General features: G+C 59.3%; 2 protein-coding genes. Both read right to left on the reverse strand.

The annotated features are described in order from the left end of the window. Positions 1-1050: capsular polysaccharide export protein, LipB/KpsS family (locus tag I5W_RS27715; RefSeq protein WP_044531680.1), on the reverse strand; the 1050-nt coding region annotated here is incomplete at its 3' end. An 11-nt stretch (positions 1051-1061) separates the two neighbouring features. Beyond that, the gene (locus tag I5W_RS27720) at positions 1062-1838 is read right to left on the reverse strand and encodes a glycosyltransferase family 2 protein (RefSeq protein ID WP_044531681.1); all 777 of its coding nucleotides are present in this window, start codon (positions 1836-1838) and stop codon (positions 1062-1064) included. Between the last annotated feature and the right edge of the window lies 1 nt (position 1839).

Consider the following 1839-nt stretch of genomic DNA (forward strand, 5'->3'; position numbering starts at 1 on the left):
ACGCACTGCTTGCAGGCCGACCGAGGAATTGATCACGAAGACCATGGTGGCGCGGTCCAGCAAAAGCTCGATGTCGAACTTGCGTAGCCAGATCACATCGGGATACTTCTGACGCAACTGGCTGTAGTCATAGCGCCCCAGGTCTTCCGGATGTTCCTTGACGATGATGGGGTAGTCCGGTCCGCAGTTGCGGCGGATGGCGGCGTGTACCGTCTCGAAGAATTCTTCCACTGAATGCACCAGCCTGGAATTGAGCAGCACCTGGGTATCGTCATGCACTTGCAGCGGTACGAAGGCAAACTGTTCTGGCAGCGTGAGCTGGTCGTTGGCAATGGCGGCCCGTTCGCGCTTGATCTTCCAGGTCTTGATGCGGCTGGATCCACGTTGCTCGGGATATTGGGTGTAATAGGCCAGGTTGGTGCGATGAGCCAGTGCGATGGCCGCCAATTGCGTGCGGGTGAGCGCACGGATTTCGCAGGCTGGTGCGGCTATCTCGGCCGTCGTTGTCGACGGCTGTGCCTGGGCCAGGGCGAGCACGGCATCGTAATCCAGGTCTGCCAGGGTGGCCGAGGCATTGACTCCGGCCAGGTCAGCTTGCAAGGTGTTGGCGAAGTAGCCGTTTTCCAGGTAGACCACTGGAATGTTCTGGCGCTGGCACAGCACGCGGATGACTTGGCCGATGTGGTCCTGGCCATTCCAGACGACGAACAGTGCGGGCTGTTGCTCCTCCAGGAAGCGCTGTACATAGCGCGCCACCGTATTGACGCGGTCATGCCACTCGGTCAGGCTGCCGCCATGCTTCATTTGCATGAAGTTGACCATTTCTTGCACGGTATCCTGCGGGAACAGGACCTCCTGCACCTGGGCAGCCCCATCCAGGGTTTCCAGGTTGTGCGGATAGAGCTGGTCGGTGTTCTTGCTCAGCAGCTTGTGATCGTGTGGCAGGAAGTTCAGGTAGCGCACCTGATGGCCTTGGCGCTCCAGGCTCTTGCCGGTGCTGAGCATGAGCGGCACGAACATGTCGGCCAGGACGAAGATGGCAATTTTCATGGTGAGCTCGCTTAGTAATACTTGGAATGGATGTCGGGCCTCTTGAAGCGCGCCTTGAACAGTCCCAGTGCCACCTTGAATCTGTGGCTGGCCTTGGCGATATCGCCCTTGACACCGATCGACCAGAGCGATTTCAGCAACCAGGTCAGGATGCTCGCCAGGCCCATGCGACGGGCGTCGACGAAGGTGGCCAGGGCCATTTCTTCATTGTATTTTTTCTTGTAGCTGAAGTTCTTGTTCAGGTAGTCGATCTGGGCCGTCTCGACAATGGTGAGTCCGCCGGCCTTGACGGCCAGGAAGCGTTTGGTCCACTCCTGGTCTTCCGAGGCGAAGACTTCCTCGCGGAAGGGTAGCTCACGCAGTAGCGTGGTCGGTGCGAAGCTGCAGGAGTTGGTCAGGCCATTGACGCCGGTAAAGCTGGCAGGCCCTACCTGCCTCACCAGCCAGGCTTGCGACTTGTTGGAGATGAGCGAGCCGACCTGGTCTCCCTTGCTGGCGAGCTCCTGGAAGAAGCGTTCCATCACATCGGTCTGGCGCAGCACCACGTGAGAAGAAATGATCAACACATTGGGCAGAGTGGCCGCCTGCACACCGAGATTGATCGAACGTGAATAGTTGAAAGGTTGACCGGATACGTCGAGCCAGACATCCACCATGCCCCGCAGGGCTGCGGCCTGGTCGGCATCGGAGCCGCTGTCCACGGCCATGATGGCCGTGGGCGGGCAACTCTGGCTGCGCAGCGACTGGATGACTTCCTGTACCAGCGGCAGGCTGTGAACTGCGATCAGA

This window comes from Herbaspirillum sp. B65 (assembly GCF_000333555.1).
Classification (GTDB): Bacteria; Pseudomonadota; Gammaproteobacteria; order Burkholderiales; family Burkholderiaceae_D; genus Herbaspirillum; species Herbaspirillum rubrisubalbicans.